This window comes from Curtobacterium sp. MCLR17_039, assembly GCF_003234745.1.
Classification (GTDB): Bacteria; Actinomycetota; Actinomycetes; order Actinomycetales; family Microbacteriaceae; genus Curtobacterium; species Curtobacterium flaccumfaciens.
On the sequence record NZ_QKTF01000005.1, the window covers coordinates 37,641 to 54,148 of the forward strand.

The window sequence follows — 16,508 nt, forward strand, 5'->3', positions numbered from 1 at the left end:
CGACCTGGAGCAGCAGGCATGCTCTCCGCAGCGGCAGTCGATGTCGCGCATGTCAACGACGACACTTCAGGAGTTCCACGATGACGAGGAAGATCCGTGCCGCGGCAGCCATCGCGCTGATCGGGGCCACAGCACTGGTGGCCAGTGGGTGCTCGGCGGGCAGCGATGCCTCCGAGGACGGCGGGAAGGTCACGATGACCTTCTGGCACAACTCGACCACCGGACCGGGCAAGGCCTACTGGGCCTCGACGGTCAAGGCGTTCGAGGAGAAGTACCCGAACGTCACCATCAAGACCCAGGCGATCCAGAACGAGGACCTGGACGGCAAGCTCCAGACCGCCCTCAACTCCGGCGACGCCCCCGACGTGTTCCTGCAGCGCGGCGGCGGCAAGATGGACGCGATGATCGCTGCCGGGCAGCTCATGGACATCTCCGACTCCATCAGCGCCGACGCGAAGAAGTCCATCAGCGCGGGCACGTTCGCCGGGTACGAGAAGGACGGCAAGACCTACGCCATGCCGGGCGCGGTGCTCCCCGAGGGCATCTGGTACTCGAAGGACCTGTTCAAGGAAGCCGGCATCGAGGGCACGCCCACGACCATGGACGAGCTGAACGACGCGATCACGAAGCTCAAGGCCAAGGACATCGACCCGGTCGCCGTCGGCGCGAAGGACGCCTGGCCGGCCGCCCACTGGTACTACAACTTCGCGCTCCGCGAGTGCAGCCAGAAGACCCTCGAGGACACGGCGAAGTCGCTGAAGTTCGACAACGCCTGCTGGACGAAGGCCGGCGAGCAGCTCGAGGACTTCAACGCCACCAAGCCCTTCAACAACGGCTTCCTGACCACCGCCGCACAGCAGGGCGCCGGCAGCTCCGCCGGTCTCCTCGCCAACCACAAGGCGGCCATGGAGCTCATGGGCGCGTGGGACCCGGGCGTGATCGCGTCGCTGACGCCGGACGCCAAGCCGCTGCCCGACCTCGGCTGGTTCCCGTTCCCCGCGATCGACGGTGGCAAGGGTGACCCGAAGTCGATGATGGGTGGTGTCGACGGCAACTCCTGCTCGGCGCAGGCCCCGAAGAAGGCGTGCACCGACTTCCTGAACTTCATCGTGCAGAAGGACAACCAGGAGGGCTACTACAAGGCCTTCAACGCCATCCCGGTGAACAAGGAAGCCCAGTCGGTCGTCGACTCGGACTACCTGAAGACGGCCCTGGCCGCCTACCAGGAGGCCCCGTTCGTCTCGCAGTACCTCGACACCCTGTACGGCCAGAACGTCGGCAACGCGCTGAACACCAGCGTCGTCGACCTGCTCGCCGACAAGGGCAGCGCGAAGGACATCGTCGAGACCACCAACCAGGCTGCGGCCAAGGGCTGAGCATGACCCTCGACACCTCGCTCGGTACGACTCCGACCATCGGGTCGGACACGGCCGCGGGGACGTCCCCGGCGGGGAGCGGTTCGCCGCTCCCCGCCGGTCGGCGGACCAAGCGCCGCATCGCGGACTGGCGGAAGCGCGTCGAGATCGCGGTCCTCGCCGGACCCGCGGTCATCGTCTTCGTCACGTTCGTGATCCTGCCCGTGGCGCTCGCCGCCTACTACGGGTTCTTCAAGTGGCAGGGCTACGGCCCGCCCACCGACTTCGTCGGGCTGCAGAACTACCTGATCATCTTCCAGGACAAGGCGTTCCACGCGGTCCTGATGCACAACGGCTTCATCGTCGTGCTCTCCCTGGTGCTGCAGGGGCCGATCGCGATCGTGCTCGCACTGCTGCTCAACCAGAAGATGCACGGCCGAGGACTCGTCCGCGTGCTCGTCTTCGTGCCGTACGTCATCTCCGAGGTGATCGTCGGCACCGGGTGGAGCCTGATGCTCCAGTCGAACGGCGCCGTGAACGACCTGTTCCAGAGCATCGGCCTCGGCGGACTCCGTGCGGACTGGCTGTCGAACCCCGACATCGCCATCTGGACGCTGCTCGTGATCATCTCGTGGAAGTACATCGGCTTCGCGGTGATCCTGTTCCTCGCCGGCCTGCAGAGCATCCCCGAGGAACTGTTCGAGGCCGCCGCCATCGACGGCGCCGGCTACTGGCAGATCCAGCGGCGCATCACGCTGCCGCTGCTCGGTCCGACCATCCGCATCTGGGCGTTCCTGTCGATCATCGGCTCGCTGCAGCTGTTCGACCTCGTCTACATCATCTGGGGGCAGTACATCGCGTCGACCGCGGGCACCTCGACGATGGCGACGTACATGGTCGCCAACGGCCGGACCTCGGGCAACTTCGGCTTCGGCAGCGCCGTCGCGGTCGTGATGTTCGTCATCTCGCTCGTGGTCGCCCTGATCTACCAGCGCTTCGTGCTCCGCCGCGACACCGCGGGTGCACTCACCGAGAGGAAGAACTGATGGCCACCACGAGCATCGTCGCCCCCGGGCGCCGGGCCGTGCGGGAGCGCCGGTCCAGCGCCGCGATCGGACGCGCGAACCCGCTGACCTACGTCGTCGCGATCCTGTTCGTCGCCGCCAACCTGGCACCCGTGCTCTACATCGTGCTGGGCGGCTTCCGGACCAACTCGCAGATCACCACGAGCCCCGCCGGACTGCCGGCACCGTTCGAGTTCGGCAACTACGGGTCCGTGCTGTCCAGCGGCATCTTCTGGCAGCAGCTCGGCAACTCCACGATCAGCGCCGTCACGACCACCCTCGGGGTCGTCGTGCTCGGGCTGATGGTGAGCTTCGTGCTCGCCCGCTACCGGTTCGCCGGCCGCGGGGCGCTCTACGCCCTGTTCGCCGCTGGTCTGATGTTCCCGATCACCGTGGCGATCACCCCGCTGTACCTGCTCGTCAAGGACCTCGGTCTGACGAACAGCCTGGCCGGCGTGATCCTGCCGCAGATCGCGTTCGCGCTGCCGACCACCGTCATCATCCTGGTGCCGTTCCTGCGGGCGATCCCCGACGAGCTCGAGGAGGCCGCGTCGATCGACGGAGCGAGCCGTCTCGGGTTCTTCTTCCGGATGGTCGTGCCGCTGTCGCTGCCCGGCGTCGTCACTGTCGGCATCCTGGCGTTCATCGCCAGCTGGAACAGCTACATCCTGCCGCTGTTCATCCTGAACAACGAGGCCGCGTACACCCTGCCGCTCGGGGTCCAGTCGTTCTCGTCGCAGTACTCCGTCGACACCGCCAAGGTGCTCGCGTTCACCTCGATGTCGATGATCCCGGCGCTCGTGTTCTTCACGATCTTCCAGCGCCGCATCGTCGGTGGCCTGACCGGGGCGGTGAAGGGGTGACCGCGACGGACGCGACGCAGACGGCGACCACCGCCGGACCGCGCGCCGACGCCCTGCTCGCCGTGATGACCCTCGACGAGAAGGTCGCCCAGCTCGTCGGTTACTGGCTCGACCAGAACGGCGTCGTCGCGCCCATGCAGGGCGAGATGGCGGCCGTGCAGCAGGGCAGCACCCTGGCGGACATCACCCGCGACGGCATCGGGCAGTTCACCCGCGTCTACGGCACCCGTCCCGTCGAACCCGACGAGCGTGCTGCCTGGCTCTGGGCCGAACAGCGCCGCCTGCAGCGCGAGACCCGGCTCGGGATCCCGGCGCTCGTCCACGAGGAGTGCCTGACGGGGCTCGCCGCGTGGAAGGCCGCGACGTTCCCGACCCCGCTGGCGTGGGGCGCGTCGTTCGACCCGGAGCTCGTCGAGCAGGTCGGCGCCGCGATCGGTGCGTCCATGCGCCAGCTCGGCGTCCACCAGGGGCTCGCACCCGTGCTCGACGTGATCCGCGACCCCCGCTGGGGCCGGGTCGACGAGTGCATCGCCGAGGACCCGTACCTGGTCGGCACCGTCGGCACCGCGTACGTGCGCGGGTTGCAGTCCGCCGGGGTCGACGCGACCCTGAAGCACTTCCTCGGGTACTCGGCGTCGCAGGCGGGGCGGAACCACGCCCCCGTGCACGCCGGGGCCCGCGAGGTGGCCGACGTGTACCTGCCGCCGTTCGAGATGGCGCTGCGCGACGGCGGCGCCCGGAGCGTCATGAACTCGTACGCCGAGATCGACGGCGTGCCCGTCGCGGCGAACGGCGAACTGCTCACCGACCTGCTCCGCGACCGGCTCGGCTTCGACGGCACGGTCGTCGCGGACTACTTCTCGGTGGCGTTCCTCGAGGTCATGCACGGCATCGCCGCCGACCGTGGCGAGGCCGCGGCGCTGGCGCTCGAGGCCGGCATCGACGTCGAGCTCCCGACCGGTGACGCGTACCTCGCGCCGCTGGTCGAGCGGGTCCGCAGCGGGCAGGTGGACGAGGCGCTCGTCGACCGCGCCGTGCTCCGGGTGCTCCGGCAGAAGGAGCGGCTCGGCCTGCTCGAACCGGACGCGTTCGCCGAGGACGCCCCCACCGGGATCGACCTCGACACCCCGCTGCACCAGGCGCTCGCACGGCAGCTGGCGGCGAAGTCGCTCGTGCTGCTGTCGAACGACAGCGGCACCGCCGACAGCGGCAGCGCTGACGGCGGCAGCGCTCGCGCCACCCCCGTCCTCCCGCTCGCACCGGGGGCCTCGGTCGCGGTCATCGGCCCGAACGCCGACCGAGCCGAGGCCCTGCAGGGCTGCTACTCGTTCGCCAACCACGTGCTCGCCTCGCACCCCGACCTGCCGCTCGGCTTCGCGATCCCGACCGTCCGCGAAGCCGTCGCCCGGGCCCTCGGCCCGTCGGCGGTCCGCTTCGCAGCGGGCTGCGCCGTCACGGGCGACGACCGGGCCGGCTTCGCCGACGCGGTCGCCGTGGCCTCCGCCTCGGACGTCGCTGTGGTCGTCGTCGGTGACCAGGCCGGACTCTTCGGCCGCGGCACGGTCGGCGAGGGCAACGACACCGAGTCGCTCGACCTGCCCGGTGTGCAGCGCGAGCTGGTCGAGGCCGTCGTCGCGACCGGGACCCCCACCGTGATGGTGCTGCTCACCGGCCGGCCGTACGCGATCGGCTGGGCGCTCGACGGCGACCAGCCGCGTCCGGCCGCGGTCGTGCAGGCGTTCTTCCCGGGGGAGGGCGGGGGGCTGGCGATCGCCGACCTGCTCACCGGCGAGGCCTCGCCCTCGGGCCGCCTGCCGCTGTCCCTGCCCCGGTCCGCCGGCGCGCAGCCGTTCACGTACCTGCACCCGCGGCTCGGCGGTCCGTCGGACGTCACCGCCGCCGACTCCACGCCGGTGCGACCGTTCGGCTTCGGCCTCGGCTACACCGACTTCGCCTACGACGAGCTCGTCGTCGACCAGGACGTCCGCTCCGACGGCGTCTTCACCGCGTCGGTGACGGTCCGGAACACCGGGTCCCGTGACGGCGAGGACGTCGTGCAGCTCTACGGGCACGACGTGCACGGCAGCGTCACCAGGCCCGAGGTGCAGCTCCTCGGGTACGCGCGGGTCGCGCTCGCCGCGGGGGAGTCCGCGCGGGTCCGCTTCCGCGTCCCGGTGCAGCGCTTCGCGTTCACCGACCGTCGGATGCGCAAGGTGGTCGAGCCCGGCGACGTGCAGGTCTGGGTCGCGTCGCACGCGGCGGCGTCACGGCCGGGAGGCCCGGTGGCAGCCGGTGGGATCGTCGCCTCGGGCGACGGTCCGGTCCGACACCCCGTGCCCGGCACCGCCACGGAGCGCGCCACCGTCGCGGTCACCGGCACGGTCCACGAGGTCACCCCGGGCGACCCCCGCCTGGTGGAGTGGTCGCTCGTCTGACCGGGTGACGGACGGGAGGCCCGTGGCGGCGTCGCCACGGGCCTCCCGTCCGTCAGCGGGTCGCGGTCACCCGACCGGTTCGATCCCGTCGGACAGGTCCAGTGACCAGACGGCGACGCCCGTCAGGCCGAGCCGCTCCGCCAGCGCGACCCGCTCGCGCAGCGAGCGTGCGTCGGACCACCAGAGCACCTCACCGCTCGGCAGGGTCGCGGTCCACTCGCCGGCTGTCGCGTCCCACCGGGCGGTCGCGCCCGCCTTCCGGACCCGGAGCCGGGCCTGGGCGTCGGAGAGCTGATCGGCCGGACGTTTCCCCTTCCAGTGGTAGCCGTACCCGGCGACACCGAGCACGATCTGGTCGCGGGGGGCGAGGGTCGCGAGTGCGCGGGCGGCCTTGGACGACCACGCGAGCGACCCGACCGGGCCGGGCGCGTCCGGTTCCCAGGGGCCGTGCTGGTCGTAGGCCATGAGCGTCAGGTGGTCGAGCGGGCGCGGAGGGCGCGCACGTCGTAGCCCATGCGGGCGTACCCGGCGGCGGTGGTCGACGCGGACAGGGCGATGTCGAGCCGGACGTCGTCGCCGACGGCGGCCCGGAGCTCACGGGCGAAGGCGGTGAGACCGGGCTTCTCGGCCGAGGTCAGCGCCTCGAGGTCGATCATGATCGAGTCCCAGCCGCCCGAGGCCACGTCGGCGGCGAGTGATCGGACGACCCGGGCGCGGTTCGCGGGCGAGGTCAGGAGCTTCCGCGCGATCGGCTCGCTGAAGTCGCCGTCGGCCTCGGAGTAGTTGCTGACGAGCAGCTGCGCGGTGAGCCCGTCGGCGTGTGCCCGGTTGCGCTGGGCCTCGGCAGCGCGCGACGGGGCGGTGACCTTCGAGCCAGTGCGGTCGAGCAGCAGCCCGTCGACGCCGACCACGTCCATCGCGGCGGCGTTCGCGTCCACCAGGGTGGTGTCGGCGTTCTCGGGCTGGAAGCCGGTCACGTCGAACCCGTCGGCCCGGGCAGCGGTCGGGGTCGTACAGCCGGCGAGTGCGAGTCCTGCGGAGAGGACGGCGGCGAGCAGCGCGGAGCGGCGTCGACGCGGCGCTCCGGTCAGGAGGCGCTGATGGTCGTGGTGGGGCGTGCCGGCGGGGCCCCGGCGACGTCGTCGGCGGAGACCGGGCCCTCGGCGTCCGTCGGCTCCGGGCTCAGGACGAGGCCGGAACCGCTCGCCGCGCTGGCGTAGAGCTCGTCGAGCCAGGAGCGGTTCACGCTCGGGGACTTGCCGCCGGCGAACTTGAAGTGCAGTCCGCAGTACGGGTGGATCCAGATGCTGCTGCGGCCGCCGCCGACGGCGGGGTCGTCCTTCCACGAGAACACGAAGCTCTCCCCGCGGCGGATGAGGTTCACGATGACGATCTGCAGGTGCGTGAGCGCACGGTCGTCGAGGCGGAGCTCGAGGGGTTGCGAGTCGTAGATGAGCTGGCCCATGGCGCTGCCTTCCGTCGGATGGGGCCCGCCGCACGTGCCGGACCCGCGTCCATCCTCCCTCGGTTCCTCGGCCCTTGGCGCTTTTCGTCCATCGACGGCGCGATCAGTCCCGTCCCGTGCCGGTGGCCGACGGCGGGACGGCCGGTGCCGACCACGGCGGGAGCTCGGCCGACGGGTACCCGCCGTGCTCGTCGGGCGCCCGCAGCATCGGGTTGACCGCGCGCAGCCGGATGCCGGAGGTGTCCCCGGCGGCCCCGCGGACGGCGCTCGCCAGCAGGAACGCGACGACGTCGGCCGTGCTGCCGTCGGGGTCGTAGCCGTGCCAGGGGCGGTCGTCGCCCTGGGCACGGCGCAGGGCGCTGGCGAACGTCGCGTCGGCGTCGTCGACCTCCACCTCGCAGTCGAGCACGATCCGGAAGCGTGATCCCTCACCCGGGGACCCGGCGAGGTCCGACGTGGCGCGGGGGTCCGGGTCCTCCGGGTCGAACGACCGGAGCGCCGCGGACGGTGCGGTGCCGAAGGCGGCACGGTACTCGGCCGCCATCCGGCCGGCGTTGCTGAAGTGCCAGTGCTTCGCGACGTCCGCGATGGTGCGGCGGTCGGCAGGTGTCATCGACAGCAGGTCGCGGCGGACGCCCTCGAGTCGTACCCCGCGCAGGTACGACGCGGGCGAGGTCTGCAGCTCCCGCCGGAACGCGCTCTGCAGGCCGCGGGTCGACAGGTGTGCGGCGGCGGCGATGTCCGGTACGGAGATCGCGTCGCGGGCGTGGGCGTGCACGAACCGCAGCGCCTCGTGCACGGTGCGGGACAGCCGTGCTCCGCCGTGCTCGGGACCACTTGCCGTGGTCGGTGCCTGGTCCATACGTGGAGGGTACGAGTCGGTCGGGTGGATCGGCCTCCGACGCCACGACGCCGCCGTTATCCGGGGTGCGCGGATGTGGATCGCACCCGTTCGGGGGCCATTGTGGACCCCGGTGAGGGCGCTTATCGTCCAAGAGGTACTCAAACTGTCCCCCTCCGAACAGGGTCGGAGGCACGGGGGCAGATCGGAGGATCTGATGAGTGGTTACGAGCGTGCACCGGGGGTCGCCCCGGTGCACATCACCTCCTACCGGGCTCGGGCACGCGCTGCCCGACGCGGGTGGATCGTGCAGTCCGAGGACGACGTCGACCGCGAGCGGTTCACCTTCGCGGACCTCCGCGCCCGGCGAGGATCGGGCCAGTGAGCAGCGACACCGTCCCGCGGGTCGCCGTCGGCCACGCGCCCCGGACGGCCGAGCGGTGCGGCCGGACCCCCGCGGACGCCGTCCTGACGGTGCGTGCCGTGTACGACGGTCGCGATGTCCGGTTCGCACCCACCGACCGGTTCGCGTTCCGCCACCGGACGGTGCGCCACCACAACGTCGCACTGCTGTCGTCGGCGGTGTCGACGGCCGCCGCCGCTTCGTTCACGCCGGACGGCACGCCGGTGCTGGCGTGGTCGACCGCGGGGTGCCTGCGGGTCGACGACGACGCGCCCACCCGGCCCGGCGTGCCGGTGCTCCTGCCGACGGACCGACCGTTCACGCTGATCGTGCCGGCGGGGACCGTCCAGGTGCTGCGGGTGGACGGTGGCTTCCTCGACGCCGTGAACGGGGTCGTGTTCGACCACCGCTTCGCCGGCCGACTGCGATCCCGCCCGACCGAGGCCGAGGTGTCCCAGCTGCTCGCCCGCATCGACGCGGTCGCGGTCAACGCGCTGCACCCCGACCGCAACCCGGGCGGCCACCTGTCCGCACAGGTGCTGCTGGCCGAGGCCGTCCTGCGGGCCTTCGGCGGGACGGACGCCGGACTTGACGCACGGCCGGTGCCCCGGACGGTGAACACCGTGCAGCTCGCGCAGGCCTGGCTCGCGGAGCACTGCGACCGGCCGCTCCAGCTCGCGGACGTCTGCGGGGCCGTCGGGGTCAGCTCCCGCACGCTCCAGGAGAACTTCGTGCAGCACGTCGGCGTGAGCCCCATGACCTACCTGCTGCAGGTCCGCCTCGACCGGGTCCGGATCGCGCTCCAGCTCGCCGACTGCGCGCAGACGACGGTGGCCGAGGTCGCGCACCGGTGGGGCTTCCGCCACATGGGGCGGTTCTCGAGCACGTACTTCCAGCGCTTCGACGAGTACCCGAAGAAGACGCTCCAGACGGCCACCTGACCCGCCCGTGCGTACCCGACAACAACAGCGGCTGATCGGTCTGGCGGAGCGGATCCTGCTCCACCAGCCGGACGTCGTGCCGGACAGCATCCTGTTCGAGTGGGGCGACCACCGCGGACGCGACTGGGAGCAGACCCTCACCGTGCACTACGACGTCGGTGGCGGGAGCGCCGGCCCCCACCACCGGCACCACTACTTCATCTGACGGGGCGCTGCAGCCGGTCCGCCAGGAACGCCGCCTGACGCTCCCAGTGCCGGAAGCCGCCACCCTCGTGCCCGTTGTACGGGTACACGACGATCTCGCGGTCGGAGGAGCCGAGGGCGTTGAACGCGGCGAAGGTCGTGCGGGGCGGAACGACGTCGTCCATCAGCGCGACCGAGAAGAGCGCCGGGGCGGTGATGCCGGCGGCGTGGTTCACCCCGTCCAGGTACGCGGCGGTCTCCCACACGCGCTCGGCCGCATCGCGGTGGACGGCGAGGTACTGCGCGAGCTCCAGGTACGGACCGCCGACCGCGACGTCGGTGCCGTTCCGCCAGTCGGCCAGGAACGCCACGTCGGGCAGCACCGCTGCGACCGGCCCGACGTGTGCCTCGACCAGGGCCGCCGCGGCGATCGTGATGCCGCCGCCCTGGCTGCCGCCGGTCAGGGCGATGCGCTCGGGGTCGATCCCGGGCAGCGTCCGCACCGCCTCGACGAGCCGCACGGCGTCGGTGTAGACGCGGCGGTAGTAGTGGTCGGCCGGTGAGCCGATGCCGCTCGTCATCCAGCCGCTGGCGTGCGGTGCGGAGCCGTGCGGGTCCGGGGTGTCACCGCCGGCCCAGCCGGAGCCCTGGCCGCGGGTGTCCATCACGACGTGCACGTACCCGGCGAGGGCCCAGTGCACGCGCTCGCCCGGGCGACCACGGCCACCGCCGTAGCCGAGGAACTCGACGACGACCGGCAGTGCGCCCCCGTCGTCGACCACCGGGCGGTTGACCCAGGCGCGCACCGGGTCGCCGGCGAACCCGGGGAACGTCAGGTCCTCGACGACGAGACCGGTCACCGGGGTCTCGGCGGGCACGAGGGTCGTCTCGACCCCCTCGCCCGCGGTCCGGGCGGCGTTGATCGTGTCCGCCCAGAAGGCGTCGAAGTCGGCGGGACGACGGACGTCCGAGCGGTGGGCACGGAGCGCGTCGAGGGGCAGGTCGGTCAGTGGCATGGGGGTCCTCCGGGGACGATGATGCCCCCGGCGCCCTGGTGGAGGGCGCCGGGGGCGGGGAGTGTCGAATCTGGTGCGTCGGTCAGCGCGCCGCGGCGCGGTACTGCTCGAGCACCTCGGGGTGCGGGTCGGACGGCACGGTGGTCGTCGCGGTGTCCCACGTCGGCAGTGCGCCGGTGAGCGCCCACGCGGCCTGCTTCGCAGCACCCGCGGCGACGTACTCGCCGGGCTCCGGCACCAGGACGTCACGGCCGAACACCTGTGCGGCGACGGTGCGGACCGCCGGGTTCCGCGCAGCGCCGCCGATGAGCAGCAGCCGCTCGACCGTCACCCCGGTGTCCTGCACCGCGGCCAGTCCGTCGGCGAGGGCGCAGAGCATCCCCTCGACGGCCGCCCGGGCCAGGTGAGCCCGGTCCGTGGTCGTCGGCGTCATGCCGAGCAGCGACGCGGTCGCGTCCGGCCGGTTGGGCGTGCGCTCGCCGACGAAGTACGGCACCAGGACGAGGCCGTCGGCCCCGGCCGGCGCCTGCAGCGCCAGTTCGCCGAGTGCGTCGTGGTCGACGCCGAGCAGGCCGCCGATCACCTCGAGCACGCGGGCCGCGTTGAGTGTCGTGACGATCGGGAGGCGCGACCCGGTCCCGTCGGCGAAGCCCGCCACGGTCCCGCTCGGGTCACGCACCTCGGCGTCGCTGACCCCGAAGACCGTGCCGCTGGTGCCGAGGGACACCGCGACGTCACCCGGGCCGAGACCCAGGCCGAGCGCTGCCCCGGCGTTGTCACCGAGTCCGGCGCCGACGACGAGGCCGGTCCGCGCGATCGCGCCGCCGGGCAGCTCGACGTCGGTGGACAGGGTGCCCATGGCCTCGTCGGGAGCGACCACGCGGGGCACGACCACGGCGTCGTCGTCACCCATCGACGCCGGACGCATCGGTCGCCCGAGCGCGAGCTCGAACAGCTCCGGGTCGTACTCGCGGCGCACCGGGTCCCAGTACCCCGTACCGCTGGCGTCGGATGCGTCCGTCGCCAGGGCGTCGAGGTCGGGGCCGAGCGGGCTCTCGTCCGCCGGGCCGTGGCCGCGGAGCCGCCACGACAGCCAGTCGTGGGGGAGCGCCACGGCCGCGACGCGGGCCGCGTTCTCGGGCTCCGCGTCGCGGAGCCACCGCAGCTTGGTACCCGTGAACGACGCGACCGGCACCAGCCCCGTCCGGGCGACCCACGCCTCCTGGCCGAGTTCGTCGACCATCTGCGCGGCCGCGTCCGCACTGCGCACGTCGTTCCAGAGCAGGGCGTCGCGGACCACGCGGCCGTCGGCGTCGAGCGCGACCATGCCGTGCTGCTGCCCGGCGATGGCGACGGCACCGACGTCGTCGAGGCCGCCGGCGTCCGCGACGGCGGCACCGAGGGCGTCCCACCAGTGGCGGGGGTCGACGGAGGTGCCGTCCGGGTGGGACGCGCGTCCCTCGCGGACGACCGCACCGGTCGCGGCGTCACGGATGGTGACCTTGCAGGACTGGGTCGACGAGTCGACGCCGGCGACGAGCTGGCGCTCGTCCGTGTTCTCAGCCCCCTCGGCGGCAGGCCGCTTCAGCGCGCGGAATGCAGCCGCTGGCGCGTCTGCCTTCAATTCCGCGCGCCCATGAGGTGCTCGATGGCGAGCTGCTGCAGGCCGACGAAGCCGAAGCCCTTGCCGCCGAAGTAGGCGTCGGCGTCGAAGTCCTCGTAGGCGGAGCGGTCGGCGAGGAACGTGTCGTACGACTCGCCGTCGTTGAGCGTCGGCGTCGACAGCTCGCCGACCTTGGAGGCCTCGAGCGCCGCCTGCACCTCGGGGTCGGCGCGGAACGCCTGCGCACGCTCCTTCAGGAGCAGGTACATGCGCATGTTGGCCGACGCGGAGTCCCAGACGCCGGTGATGTCCTCGGTGCGGCTCGGCTTGTAGTCGAAGTGGCGCGGGCCGTCGTACGCCGGGCCGCCCTGCGGGGCGCCGTGCTCGAGCAGGTCGACCAGCGAGAACGCGTTCTGCAGGTCGCCGTGACCGAACACCAGGTCCTGGTCGTACTTGATGCCGCGCTGACCGTTGAGGTCGATGTGGAAGAGCTTGCCCTGGTAGAGCGCCTGGGCGATGCCGGCCGTGAAGTTCAGGCCCGCCATCTGCTCGTGGCCGACCTCGGGGTTGATGCCGAACAGCTCCGGACGCTCGAGCGTCTCGGTGAAGGCGATCGCGTGGCCGAGGGTCGGCAGGAGGATGTCGCCGCGGGGCTCGTTCGGCTTCGGCTCGATGGCGAACCGGATGCCGTAGCCCTTGTCGGTGACGTACTGGGCGAGCAGGTTGACGGCCTCGCGGTACCGCTCGAGCGCGGCCTGCACGTCCTTGGCGCTGTCGTACTCGGAGCCTTCGCGGCCACCCCACATCACGAACGTCGACGCGCCGAGCTCGGCGGCGAGGTCGATGTTGCGGAGCACCTTGCGGAGCGCGAAGCGGCGGACCTGCCGGTCGTTCGAGGTGAAGCCGCCGTCCTTGAAGACCGGGGCGGAGAACAGGTTCGTCGTGACCATCGGCACGACGAGCCCGGTCGACTCGAGCGCACCCTTGAGCCGGTCGATCTGGGTCTGGCGTTCGGCGTCGGTCGAACCGAACGCGAACAGGTCGTCGTCGTGGAAGGTCAGGCCGTAGGCCCCGAGCTCGTCGAGCTTCTCGACCGCCTCGACCACGTCGAGGGCGGGTCGGGTCGGCCCGCCGAAGGGGTCGGAGCCGTTGTAGCCGATGGTCCAGAGACCGAAGGAGAACTTGTCTGCACGGGTGGGCGTCGTTGCCATGGTGGTCACCGTTCGTCGTCGAAACAAAATGTTGCCGCGCCCAACATAAGCGGTAGTGTTGGCTGTGGCAAGCACGTGATCGCAAAGGAGCGAGCGGATGGCAAGTGAGTCGACGGTGCAGCAACGACTGCGGGTCGCGATGGTGGGGCACGGCTTCATGGGAGCCGCACACTCACAGGCGTGGCGGACCGCCCCCAGGTTCTTCGACCTCGGAGCCGAGCCGGAGATGGCGGTGATCGTCGGGCGTGATCCCGAACGCACCGAGGCCGCCCGGCAGCAGTACGGCTGGCAGGCGGCGTCCACCGACTGGCGCGCCGTCGTGGCCGATCCGGACATCGACGTGGTCGACGTCGTGTCCCCGGGGTCCTCGCACGTCGAGATCGCGATCGCCGCGCTCCAGGCCGGCAAGCACGTCCTGTGTGAGAAGCCGCTCGCGAACACCGTCGCCGAGGCCGAGGCGATGACCGCCGCCGCCGACGCTGCCCGTGCACAGGGTGTCCGGGCGATGGTCGGGTTCAGCTACCGCCGGGTGCCGGCCATCGCGTTCGCCCGGCAGCTGGTGCAGGACGGCCGGATCGGCACCGTGCGCCAGGTCCGTGCGCTCTACCTGCAGGACTGGCTCGCCGACGCCGACGGCCCGATGACCTGGCGCCTCGACAAGTCGCTCGCGGGCTCTGGGGCGCTCGGGGACATCGGCGCGCACGCGATCGACCTGGTCGAGCACGTCACGGGCGCGTCGCTCGCCACCGTGTCCGGCACCCTCGAGACCTTCGTGACCGAGCGTCCGCTGATGGCCGAGGGGGTCGGGCTCTCCGGCACCGCGTCGAGCGAGCGCGGGCAGGTCACCGTCGACGACGCCGCGTTCTTCACCGCGCGGCTCGAAGGCGGCGCGGCCGACGGTGCGATCGGCACGTTCGAGGCGACGCGCTACGCGACCGGGCGGAAGAACGGTCTGACGCTCGAGATCAGCGGTTCCGAGGGCGCGATCCAGTTCGACCTCGAGTCGATGAACGAGCTCCGGCTGTACGAGTCGAACGCCCCGGCGGGGGAGCAGGGGTTCCGCCGCATCCTCGTCACCGAGCCCGCGCACCCCTACATGGCCGCGTGGTGGCCGACCGGGCACCTCATCGGCTACGAGCACACATTCAGCCACCAGGTGAAGGACTTCGTCGACGCCATCGTCGCCGGCACCGACCCGTCGCCGTCGTTCGCCGACGGCCTGCACGTGCAGCGGGTCCTCGACGCGGTCGAACGCAGCGCGGCCGCCGGCAGCACCTGGACGGCGACCTCGTGAGCGCCGCCGGGCAGACCCGCCAGGCGCTCGTCGTCCGCGGCGGGTGGGACGGCCACCAGCCCGTCGAGACCACCGACCTGTTCATCCCGTTCCTGCAGGACCACGGCTTCGCGGTCCGGGTCGAGGGCTCGCCCGCCGTGTACGCCGACCAGGAGTACATGGACACGGTCGACCTGATCGTCCAGGTGAACACCATGACGACCATCGCCGCCGACGAGTTCGCCGGTCTGCAGCGGGCCGTCCTGAACGGCACCGGCCTGGCCGGCTGGCACGGCGGCATCGCGGACTCGTACCGCGACAACGCCGACTACCTGCACATGATCGGCGGGCAGTTCGCGCACCACGCGGGCAAGCACCCCGACGAACGGGTCGGGGAGCAGTCGGACAACTACATCCCCTACACGGTGCACATCACCGACCTCGGGCACGAGCACCCCATCACCCAGGGCATCGAGGACTTCGACCTCGTCACCGAGCAGTATTGGGTGCTGAGCGACGAGTACGACGACGTCCTCGCCACCACCACGCAGGAGGCCCGCTCGTGGGACCCCTGGAACCGGCCGGTCACCGCACCGGCGATCTGGACCCGGCAGTGGGGGAAGGGACGCATCTTCGTCTCGGCCCCCGGACACCGGATCGAGATCGTCGAGTCGCAGCCGGTCCGCACCATCATCGAACGGGGACTCCTGTGGGCAGCACGGTGAACGAAGGGGTGCTCCGCGGCGCTGCTGCCAAGCCGCTCCGCGTCGGCATCGTCGGCGTCGGGGTCATCAGCCAGCAGTACTTCGAGCACTTCCCGGCCCTGCCCGGCCTCGAGCTCGCCGCGGTCGCCGACCTCGACGTCGCCCGTGCCCAGCAGGTCGGTGCGGCCCAGGGCGTGCGCGGGACCACCGTGGACGACCTGCTCGCCGCCGACGACGTCGACGTGGTGCTCAACCTGACGATCCCGGCCGCGCACGCCGACATCGCCACCCGGGCGCTCGCCGCGGGCAAGCACGTCTACGGCGAGAAGCCGCTCGCGATGTCCACCGCCGAGGCCGCACCGGTGCTCGAGGCCGCCCGCGCCGCCGGCCTGCGCGTCGGCAGCGCCCCGGACACCGTCCTCGGCACGGGCATCCAGACCGCACGGGCCGCCCTCGACGACGGCGCGATCGGCACCCCGGTCGGTGCCGCCGTCGCCTGGAGCGCACCCGGGCACGAGCTCTGGCACCCCGCGCCGGCGTTCTACTACCAGCCGGGCGGCGGACCGCTCCTCGACATGGGGCCGTACTACCTGACCAGCCTCGTCACGTTCTTCGGGCCGGTCGTCCGGGTCAGCGGCAGCGCCACCCGCTCCACCCGCGAACGGACGATCGCCACCGGGCCGAACGCCGGCACGTCGATCCCGGTCGACATCGACACCCATGTCGTCGCGATCCTCGAGCACGAGGGCGGGGTGGTCTCCACCGTGACCGTCTCGTTCGAGGTGTGGGCCACCCGCGCCCCGCTGTTCGAGGTGTACGGCACCGCCGGCACCCTGGGCGTCCCGGACCCGAACCGGTTCTCGGACACCGTCTCGATCGCTACCGCCGACGACCGCTCGTGGCGCGACCTGCCCGTCGCCGCCGGGTACGCCGACGCCGGCCGCGGTTACGGCCTCGCCGACATGGCGCACGCGATCGCGACGGACCGGCCGCACCGAGCCTCCGGCGACCTCGCGTTCCACGTGCTCGAGGTCATGGAGGCGGTCTCCGCCGCCGCCCGAGACCACTCGGTCGTCGACGTGCACTCGCGCGTCGAGCGACCCGCCACCGTCCCCGCCGGGTCCGCACCCGGATCCTGGTGACGGAACCCG

Annotated in this window: 17 protein-coding genes; 10 read left to right on the forward strand and 7 right to left on the reverse strand. The window is 72.0% G+C overall.

What is annotated here, in order from left to right:
• Positions 1 to 80 precede the first annotated feature (80 nt).
• The 4 genes from DEJ00_RS07545 (at position 81) to DEJ00_RS07560 (ending at position 5,717) form a co-directional block, all read left to right on the forward strand.
• Positions 81 to 1,376, forward strand: a complete 1,296-nt coding sequence (locus DEJ00_RS07545) for an ABC transporter substrate-binding protein (protein ID WP_027464451.1) — start codon at positions 81 to 83, stop codon at positions 1,374 to 1,376.
• A gap of 2 nt (positions 1,377 to 1,378) precedes the next feature.
• Positions 1,379 to 2,401: a carbohydrate ABC transporter permease gene (locus tag DEJ00_RS07550; protein ID WP_111056923.1), complete on the forward strand. Its 1,023-nt coding sequence runs from the start codon at positions 1,379 to 1,381 to the stop codon at positions 2,399 to 2,401.
• Positions 2,401 to 3,282, forward strand: coding sequence for a carbohydrate ABC transporter permease (locus DEJ00_RS07555; RefSeq protein ID WP_017886791.1), 882 nt, complete (start codon positions 2,401 to 2,403; stop codon positions 3,280 to 3,282). Before DEJ00_RS07550 ends, DEJ00_RS07555 begins: the two co-directional genes overlap by 1 nt.
• A 65-nt stretch (positions 3,283 to 3,347) precedes the next feature.
• Positions 3,348 to 5,717 carry a glycoside hydrolase family 3 N-terminal domain-containing protein gene (locus tag DEJ00_RS07560; protein WP_375537591.1) on the forward strand — a complete coding sequence of 790 codons (2,370 nt, stop codon included), beginning with the start codon at positions 3,348 to 3,350 and terminating at the stop codon, positions 5,715 to 5,717.
• 66 nt (positions 5,718 to 5,783) lie between these two features.
• Here the strand turns inward: DEJ00_RS07560 and DEJ00_RS07565 are convergent, their stop codons facing one another.
• The 4 genes from DEJ00_RS07565 to DEJ00_RS07580 form a co-directional block, all read right to left on the reverse strand.
• Positions 5,784 to 6,182: a glycosyl hydrolase family 18 protein gene (locus tag DEJ00_RS07565; RefSeq protein WP_111056925.1), complete on the reverse strand. Its 399-nt coding sequence runs from the start codon at positions 6,180 to 6,182 to the stop codon at positions 5,784 to 5,786.
• 5 nt (positions 6,183 to 6,187) lie between these two features.
• On the reverse strand, positions 6,188 to 6,694 hold the full coding sequence (locus DEJ00_RS07570) for a hypothetical protein (RefSeq protein WP_111056926.1): 507 nt from the start codon (positions 6,692 to 6,694) through the stop codon (positions 6,188 to 6,190).
• Positions 6,695 to 6,804: 110 nt separating this feature from the next.
• The gene (locus tag DEJ00_RS07575) at positions 6,805 to 7,182 is read right to left on the reverse strand and encodes an ATP-dependent DNA ligase (protein ID WP_071245963.1); all 378 of its coding nucleotides are present in this window, start codon (positions 7,180 to 7,182) and stop codon (positions 6,805 to 6,807) included.
• 103 nt (positions 7,183 to 7,285) lie between these two features.
• Positions 7,286 to 8,044, reverse strand: coding sequence for an AraC family transcriptional regulator (locus DEJ00_RS07580; protein WP_111056927.1), 759 nt, complete (start codon positions 8,042 to 8,044; stop codon positions 7,286 to 7,288).
• A gap of 196 nt (positions 8,045 to 8,240) precedes the next feature.
• On the opposite strand from DEJ00_RS07580, the gene DEJ00_RS18490 reads away from it, so the two are divergent.
• The 3 genes from DEJ00_RS18490 to DEJ00_RS07590 are packed head-to-tail and all read left to right on the forward strand — an operon-like array spanning position 8,241 to position 9,572.
• Complete coding sequence (locus DEJ00_RS18490; RefSeq protein ID WP_163343324.1) at positions 8,241 to 8,408, forward strand: hypothetical protein; 168 nt, start codon at positions 8,241 to 8,243, stop codon at positions 8,406 to 8,408.
• The gene (locus DEJ00_RS18240) at positions 8,405 to 9,367 is read left to right on the forward strand and encodes a helix-turn-helix transcriptional regulator (RefSeq protein WP_220038852.1); all 963 of its coding nucleotides are present in this window, start codon (positions 8,405 to 8,407) and stop codon (positions 9,365 to 9,367) included. The genes DEJ00_RS18490 and DEJ00_RS18240 overlap by 4 nt, the downstream gene beginning before the upstream one ends.
• 7 nt (positions 9,368 to 9,374) lie before the next feature.
• The gene (locus tag DEJ00_RS07590) at positions 9,375 to 9,572 is read left to right on the forward strand and encodes a hypothetical protein (protein WP_111056928.1); all 198 of its coding nucleotides are present in this window, start codon (positions 9,375 to 9,377) and stop codon (positions 9,570 to 9,572) included.
• Here the strand turns inward: DEJ00_RS07590 and DEJ00_RS07595 are convergent.
• From DEJ00_RS07595 to xylA, 3 genes are all read right to left on the reverse strand, one after another.
• Complete coding sequence (locus DEJ00_RS07595; RefSeq protein ID WP_111056929.1) at positions 9,565 to 10,566, reverse strand: acetylxylan esterase; 1,002 nt, start codon at positions 10,564 to 10,566, stop codon at positions 9,565 to 9,567. The two genes, DEJ00_RS07590 and DEJ00_RS07595, sit on opposite strands and share 8 nt — an antisense overlap.
• 82 nt (positions 10,567 to 10,648) lie before the next feature.
• Positions 10,649 to 12,154: a xylulokinase gene (gene xylB / locus DEJ00_RS07600; RefSeq protein WP_111057073.1), complete on the reverse strand. Its 1,506-nt coding sequence runs from the start codon at positions 12,152 to 12,154 to the stop codon at positions 10,649 to 10,651.
• 32 nt (positions 12,155 to 12,186) lie between these two features.
• The gene (gene xylA / locus DEJ00_RS07605; protein WP_111056930.1) at positions 12,187 to 13,380 is read right to left on the reverse strand and encodes a xylose isomerase; all 1,194 of its coding nucleotides are present in this window, start codon (positions 13,378 to 13,380) and stop codon (positions 12,187 to 12,189) included.
• A gap of 97 nt (positions 13,381 to 13,477) precedes the next feature.
• Between xylA and DEJ00_RS07610 the strand changes: the two genes are divergently transcribed.
• The 3 genes from DEJ00_RS07610 to DEJ00_RS07620 are packed head-to-tail and all read left to right on the forward strand — an operon-like array spanning position 13,478 to position 16,499.
• Positions 13,478 to 14,674: a Gfo/Idh/MocA family protein gene (locus DEJ00_RS07610; protein WP_258373586.1), complete on the forward strand. Its 1,197-nt coding sequence runs from the start codon at positions 13,478 to 13,480 to the stop codon at positions 14,672 to 14,674.
• Positions 14,671 to 15,378, forward strand: coding sequence for a ThuA domain-containing protein (locus DEJ00_RS07615; protein WP_111056931.1), 708 nt, complete (start codon positions 14,671 to 14,673; stop codon positions 15,376 to 15,378). Before DEJ00_RS07610 ends, DEJ00_RS07615 begins: the two co-directional genes overlap by 4 nt.
• A complete protein-coding gene (locus tag DEJ00_RS07620) occupies positions 15,363 to 16,499 on the forward strand; it encodes a Gfo/Idh/MocA family protein (RefSeq protein ID WP_181440119.1) in 1,137 nt (378 codons plus the stop codon). The genes DEJ00_RS07615 and DEJ00_RS07620 overlap by 16 nt, the downstream gene beginning before the upstream one ends.
• Positions 16,500 to 16,508: the final 9 nt, after the last annotated feature.

Bases quoted from the DNA above. Each gene is read 5' to 3' on its own strand.
- DEJ00_RS07575 (WP_071245963.1), bottom strand. From the start codon at position 7,182: ATGGGCCAGCTCATCTACGACTCGCAACCCCTCGAGCTCCGCCTCGAC.
- DEJ00_RS07555 (WP_017886791.1), top strand. From the start codon at position 2,401: ATGGCCACCACGAGCATCGTCGCCCCCGGGCGCCGGGCCGTGCGGGAG.
- DEJ00_RS07610 (WP_258373586.1), top strand. From the start codon at position 13,478: ATGGCAAGTGAGTCGACGGTGCAGCAACGACTGCGGGTCGCGATGGTG.
- DEJ00_RS07560 (WP_375537591.1), top strand. From the start codon at position 3,348: ATGACCCTCGACGAGAAGGTCGCCCAGCTCGTCGGTTACTGGCTCGAC.
- xylA (WP_111056930.1), bottom strand. From the start codon at position 13,380: ATGGCAACGACGCCCACCCGTGCAGACAAGTTCTCCTTCGGTCTCTGG.
- DEJ00_RS07580 (WP_111056927.1), bottom strand. From the start codon at position 8,044: ATGGACCAGGCACCGACCACGGCAAGTGGTCCCGAGCACGGCGGAGCA.
- DEJ00_RS07550 (WP_111056923.1), top strand. From the start codon at position 1,379: ATGACCCTCGACACCTCGCTCGGTACGACTCCGACCATCGGGTCGGAC.
- DEJ00_RS07595 (WP_111056929.1), bottom strand. From the start codon at position 10,566: ATGCCACTGACCGACCTGCCCCTCGACGCGCTCCGTGCCCACCGCTCG.
- DEJ00_RS07565 (WP_111056925.1), bottom strand. From the start codon at position 6,182: ATGGCCTACGACCAGCACGGCCCCTGGGAACCGGACGCGCCCGGCCCG.
- DEJ00_RS07545 (WP_027464451.1), top strand. From the start codon at position 81: ATGACGAGGAAGATCCGTGCCGCGGCAGCCATCGCGCTGATCGGGGCC.
- DEJ00_RS18490 (WP_163343324.1), top strand. From the start codon at position 8,241: ATGAGTGGTTACGAGCGTGCACCGGGGGTCGCCCCGGTGCACATCACC.